This is a genomic window from Serratia sp. (in: enterobacteria), assembly GCF_046715635.1.
In the GTDB taxonomy this organism is placed as follows: domain Bacteria; phylum Pseudomonadota; class Gammaproteobacteria; order Enterobacterales; family Enterobacteriaceae; genus Chania.
The window spans coordinates 1-5,986 of the sequence record NZ_JBKJYW010000465.1; the positions used below are offsets into that span (position 1 = coordinate 1).

Consider the following 5,986-nt stretch of genomic DNA (forward strand, 5'->3'; position numbering starts at 1 on the left):
GTGGCCTGATGGCAACCAAGATCGTCAGCAACGAATTTGTTGCCATGCTCAACCTGTCGCAGGGTGACTACAACTTCTCTGAACGTACCATGGCGATTATTTCGGTGTTCCTGGTGTCGTTCGCCAACTTCTCCTCTATCGGTATTATTGTGGGTGCTATCAAGGCGTTGGATTCCAAGCAAGGTAACGCCGCCGCCCGCTTTGGCCTGAAGCTGCTTTACGGCTCCACGCTGGTCAGCTTCCTGAACGCCGCTGTCGTAGGTTTCTTCTTTTAATTAGCTCAAGGCTGCACCGAGAGGCTGTGGCCCGCTAACGCTTCTAGCTATAAGGAATATGTGATGAAAATGACTTCTCCGCTCAAGCTATCGTTATTGGCCCTGTTGGTTGCCGGCGCTGCGCATGCCGCAACGGTGGATCTCCGTATCATGGAAACCACCGACGTTCACGGCAACATGATGGATTATGACTATTACAAGGATAAAGCCACCGCTCAGTACGGCTTGGTGAGAGCGGCCACGTTGATTGATGCGGCCCGTGCGGAAGCCACTAACAGCGTGCTGGTAGATAACGGCGATATCATCCAGGGTAGCCCAATGGCGGACTATGCCGCAGCCAACCTGAAGCAGGGCGATGTGCATCCGGTTTATCAGGCGATGAATACCCTCGATTATGCGGTTGGCAGCCTCGGTAACCACGAGTTCAACTACGGGCTGGATTACCTGAAAATGGCGATTAGCGGGGCCAAATTCCCGTACATCAACGCCAACGTCTATGACGCCAAGACCAACAAGCCTTACTTCAAACAGTACTTGATCGTAGAAACGCCGGTAAAAGATACCGAAGGTAAAGAGCATAAACTGCGCATCGGTTATATCGGTTTTGTACCACCACAGGTAGTGCTGTGGGATAAGGACAAGCTGTCGGGTAACCTGGGGGTGATCGATCTGGTGCTGGAAGGGGAAACCCATAATTGGAAGGTGGTCTCCAGCCGTGCAGAAGCTCGCCCAATCTTTGATAAGAAGAATGACAAATCACTGGTTGATGCCAAGGCCTCGTTGGTGAAAACGCTGGAGCAGGCGCATAACGACACCCGTGAGTTCGTCAACAAGCCGATTGGCACCATTGCCGAAGATACCAATACCTATCTGTCATTAGTGCAGGACTCCTCGGCCATCCAGATCATCCGTGCGGCGCAGAAAGCCTACGTTGAACACTTTATTCAGGGCGATCCGGATCTGGCGGATATTCCGGTACTGTCGGCTGCGGCCCCGTTCAAAGCGGGTGGCAGGAAGAACGATCCGGCGGCCTTCGTCGATATGCGTAAAGGGCCTCTGAGCTTCCGTAACGCGGCCGATCTGTACCAGTATTCCAACACGCTGGCGGCAGTGAAAGTGAAGGGTAGCGATCTGAAAGAGTGGTTGGAGTGCTCTGCGGGCATGTACAACCAGATCGACGTGAAAAGCGATAAGCCACAGTCGCTGCTCAACTGGAACGGCTTCCGGGCCTACAACTTCGATATGTTTGACGATCTGAGCTATCAGATCGACGTGACCCAGCCAGCGCGTTATGACGTGGATTGCAACGTGATTAATCCACAGGCCCAGCGTATCAAGTCATTGACCTATAAAGGTAAGCCGGTGGTAGCAGACGCGCCATTCCTGGTTGCCGTGAACAATTACCGGGCATTTACCGGCAAGTTCGCCGGTACGGGTGAGAAAAATATCGTTATCTCCTCGCCAGATGAAGTGCGCACTATCGTGGCCAACTACATCTCCGAGCAGACCAAACAGCATGGCGCATATAAGCCAGAGGTAAAAAACAACTGGCGGATCGCGCAAATTACTGCGGATAAGCCGTTGGATATCCGCATCGAGACCTCACCAAGCCAGAATGCGGCAGATTACATCAAACAGGCCGCTCAGCATCCAATGACGCTGGTAGGAAAAGACGATATCGGCTTTGCCGTTTACAAGATCGATTTACAGAAATAAAGATCCGGGGAATGACAATGAGAATGGTTGATATCATCGCCAAAAAGCGCGATGGAAAAGAGCTGACTACGCAAGAGATTGAGTTTTTTGTTAACGGCTATACCCGGGGAGATATTCCGGATTACCAGGCCAGTGCGCTGGCGATGGCGATCTTCTTCCAAGATATGAACGATCGCGAACGTGCGGATCTGACCATGTCGATGGTGAACTCCGGTGACGTGATCGATCTCTCGGCGATCGAAGGCGTCAAGGTAGACAAGCACTCCACCGGCGGCGTAGGTGATACCACCACGCTGGTGCTGGCACCGCTGGTAGCAGCGTTGGGTATCCCGGTAGCGAAGATGTCGGGCCGTGGCCTGGGGCATACCGGTGGCACCATCGATAAGCTGGAAGCGGTGGCCGGTTTCCACGTGGAAATCTCCAGCGAGCAGTTTATTGAACTGGTTAACCGCGACAAGGTGGCGGTGATTGGCCAGACCGGTAACCTGACTCCGGCAGATAAGAAGCTGTATGCGCTGCGTGACGTGACAGGTACGGTTAACTCCATTCCGCTGATCGCTGGTTCGATCATGAGCAAGAAGATCGCTGCGGGTGCTGATGCTATCGTATTGGATGTGAAAACCGGTGCCGGTGCGTTTATGAAAACCACCGAAGATGCCATCGAACTGGCAACGGCGATGGTGCGTATTGGTAATCACGTGGGTCGTAATACCATGGCGGTGATTTCCGATATGTCGCAGCCCTTGGGCTACGCCATCGGTAATGCGCTGGAAGTGAAGGAAGCCATCGATACGCTGCGTGGCGAAGGCCCGGAAGATCTGACCGAGCTGGTCATGCAGTTGGGTAGCCAAATGGTAGTGCTGGCGAAGAAGGCCGATTCGTTACCGGCAGCGCGTGCCATGCTGCAAGAGGTGATTGATAACGGCAAGGCGCTGGCCAAGTTCCGTGACTTCCTGGCCAACCAGGGCGGCGATGCTTCAATGGTGGACCATCCAGAGAAGCTGCCGCAGGCTAAATACCTGATTGAAGTCCCCGCCAAGCAGGCCGGTGTGGTAGCCAATATCGTGGCCGACGAAATCGGTGTGGCAGCCATGCTGCTCGGTGCCGGTCGTGCCACCAAGGAAGATGACATCGATCTGGCCGTGGGCCTGATGATGCATAAAAAAGTCGGCGATCGGGTCGCCATCGGTGACTCACTGGTAACGATCCATGCCAACCGCCCGGATGTGGCGAACGTCATGGCGAAAATCTATGACAGCATCACCCTTGCCGATAAGGCAGAAGCTCCAAAACTGATCCATACCATTATTACAGAATAATAATATTAGCCGTGTTTAACCCTGGTTGCAGGGTGAAACATTTCCAACAATATCTAGAAATAATTTAATTAAAATAGTTCTGGGTGAGTAGATAGAAAACGGGATTTTTCTATGTATCAAATTAATAAATTTAAAATAAAAAAGCCTCTGGCACTGTTTGCACTGATGTTCTCTTTACCCCTCAGTGCAGAGGAAATAAAGGTAAGCGATCATTTCTTCTCAAGTTTTATTAACGATAGCCATGCAGATCTCTCTTTCCGTAACGTGTTTAAAAACTTAAGCACCGAAGATTATGGGGAGCGCTCCATCCAAACGGCCTGGGGGCAGGGGATCACCCTCGATTATCAATCCGGCTATTTTGCGGATATGTTGGGAGTAGATGCTTCTTATTATGGCGTGATTAAGCTGGCCGCTAGCGATGATTTCTGGGGCCGTAGCGTGTTGTATAACGACAACGGCCAGGCGAAAGGTTTCAATAAAATTGGTCAGCTCTACCTGAAAGGGCGTTTGGGTGATGATGATACCTATCTGCACCTTTATTCAGGTTGGCAGCAGATTAAAAAATGGGGCGCACTCAACAACTCCACGCGTGCCATTCCAAGTACCTATCTGGGGTTGCGTGGCGAAGCGGCTACCGGGCCAGTTCGGGTACGCGGTGCCTATGTCACCCGCTATAGCGACAGGGATTCCCCAGATAAGATCCATTTCCGTACTGCGGATAAAAAGGAGATCAGCAGCATTGCGACCGGGGAATTGAGCTATAGCGATCACGGTTATAGCGCACTCTATTTCCTGGGTGAAAGCCATAACTATATGCAACGCCACGGGGTGGAACTGGGTTGGCAACCGGCGTCCTGGGCGGAGAATCGCCTCAAGTTTGCCAGCCAGGTGTATTACAACCATGGTTTGCAAGACTGGACCCGCATGTCCACCCGTCACAAGACGTTTGATGATGATGCCTACCATTATGCGATGTATGCCGAATGGCGCGCCGAGCGTTGGAAGCACAAGGTTGGGGCTTCATACACCCGGGCCTCACTCGATAATGGCAACGGGTTAGGGCGTTTTGAGTGGCATCTGGCTAAACACAGCCGGGGCACCTTTAACTCAATGGCCGACAGTTGGGGTAACGACTATGTGGGCGATAAGGAAAAGATGCTGGCCTGGACCTTCGGCTATGCCGTTACGCCAGAGGTTGAGCTGGGGATGGTCACCAACTATGGCTGGGGGATGAAGTACCGTGGCCATAGCATCGAGCGTGGTGAAACTCTGGTTTACTCGCGTTGGACACCGTCACAGCCTGCGCTGAAAAATCTGGCGTTCCAGCTGTCCGGTGGCCCATCCTGGAACTATCAGAGCCAGAGCAACCAGCCGAAACTGACCTCGGATGGCAAGCCGATGCGTGCTCAGAACCACTCGATTGAGTTCCAGGTGGATTACAAGTTCAACCTCTTCTAATCAAAGCCTGCCTGGCCGTGTGGGGAAACCCACACGGTATCAATAAATAATTATGCATTAATAGTCACTATTAACCGGCTTGAACCCTCGAAAAAAACGTGTAATCATTGCGCAAATTCCCCCACTTCATCACAGAGGAGTACAGGCATGACGGGTTTAGTTACCTCAGCGCAGCTGCGCTCCAGACGTCTGATGATGCCATCACTCCCTATATCCTTAACGCCATTTATGCGAACACCGCTGCCCTTTATGCGGTAAAGCTAGCCAATGCTCGCTGTTAGGCATGATTAAAAATAGAGCTGCGGTTCTGATTTTACTGATGTCTATCGGACGCTGCCGATCCCAGTCCCCGATAGTAGTCTGATGCCCATCCGCATCGGCCAGTCATGGTTGCGCCTTGGCTCATCACTTTGCCGGGATAACCAGGGTTATCTCATTATGTGCCCAGTGGCACACCCTCATCCTTAACCGTTTGAGACTCAGCATGATGAAAGAATTGAAGATAGCAACCAGCGCCAGCCTGGTAGCCAGCGTTGAAACCCTGCGTGAAATCGTGCGCGTGGGGCAGACTGACTATACCGATGTGGCGGCGGCCGTGGTCTCAGTTAGCGATGTGGACGCCGGTATTCTGGCAACGCTTAAAGCGACCGGCTTTGAGATCCCGACGTTTGTTGCCGTTGAGGGGGATGAACAACTTTCCCCGGATCACCTGCCGTTGATTACTGGCGTATTTGCCTTGGCTGCCGCGACCAAAGCGTTTTACATGGCGCAGTTGGAGGCCGCCGCCGATGCCTACGAGCAGGCGTTGTTACCGCCGTTCTTCAAAACGCTGAAAACCTACGTGGAGATGGAGAACTCAACCTTTGCCTGCCCGGGCCATCAGGGCGGCGAGTTTTTCCGTAAACACCCGGCAGGGCGCAAGTTTTTCGAGTTTTACGGCGAAACGATTTTCCGTTCGGACATGTGCAACGCCGATGTGAAACTGGGCGATCTGCTGATCCACGAAGGTTCAGCCAAAGATGCACAAAAACACGCGGCGAAAGTGTTCAACGCTGATAAAACCTACTTCGTGCTGAACGGCACTTCGGCCTCCAATAAAGTGGTGACCAACGCGCTGCTGACGCGTGGCGATCTGGTGCTGTTCGATCGCAATAACCATAAATCCAATCACCACGGCGCGTTGATCCAGGCTGGGGCGACGCCGGTGTATCTGGAAAC

General features: G+C 52.6%; 5 protein-coding genes. All 5 read left to right on the plus strand.

Annotation, left to right across the window (positions count from 1 at the left end):
* A partial coding sequence (locus ACLQ7H_RS24080) for a nucleoside transporter C-terminal domain-containing protein (RefSeq protein ID WP_411754845.1) occupies positions 1–275 on the plus strand: 275 nt, incomplete at its 5' end.
* Positions 276–338: 63 nt separating this feature from the next.
* The gene (locus ACLQ7H_RS24085; protein WP_411754846.1) at positions 339–1,991 is read left to right on the plus strand and encodes a bifunctional 2',3'-cyclic-nucleotide 2'-phosphodiesterase/3'-nucleotidase; all 1,653 of its coding nucleotides are present in this window, start codon (positions 339–341) and stop codon (positions 1,989–1,991) included.
* A 17-nt stretch (positions 1,992–2,008) separates the two neighbouring features.
* Positions 2,009–3,310: a pyrimidine-nucleoside phosphorylase gene (locus ACLQ7H_RS24090; protein ID WP_411754847.1), complete on the plus strand. Its 1,302-nt coding sequence runs from the start codon at positions 2,009–2,011 to the stop codon at positions 3,308–3,310.
* Between the two features lie 111 nt (positions 3,311–3,421).
* Complete coding sequence (locus ACLQ7H_RS24095; RefSeq protein ID WP_411754848.1) at positions 3,422–4,768, plus strand: OprD family outer membrane porin; 1,347 nt, start codon at positions 3,422–3,424, stop codon at positions 4,766–4,768.
* A 487-nt stretch (positions 4,769–5,255) separates the two neighbouring features.
* Positions 5,256–5,986, plus strand: a 731-nt coding sequence (locus ACLQ7H_RS24100) for an Orn/Lys/Arg decarboxylase N-terminal domain-containing protein (RefSeq protein WP_411754849.1), incomplete at its 3' end; no start/stop codon positions are given.

Bases quoted from the DNA above. Each gene is read 5' to 3' on its own strand.
- ACLQ7H_RS24085 (WP_411754846.1), top strand. From the start codon at position 339: ATGAAAATGACTTCTCCGCTCAAGCTATCGTTATTGGCCCTGTTGGTT.
- ACLQ7H_RS24090 (WP_411754847.1), top strand. From the start codon at position 2,009: ATGAGAATGGTTGATATCATCGCCAAAAAGCGCGATGGAAAAGAGCTG.
- ACLQ7H_RS24095 (WP_411754848.1), top strand. From the start codon at position 3,422: ATGTATCAAATTAATAAATTTAAAATAAAAAAGCCTCTGGCACTGTTT.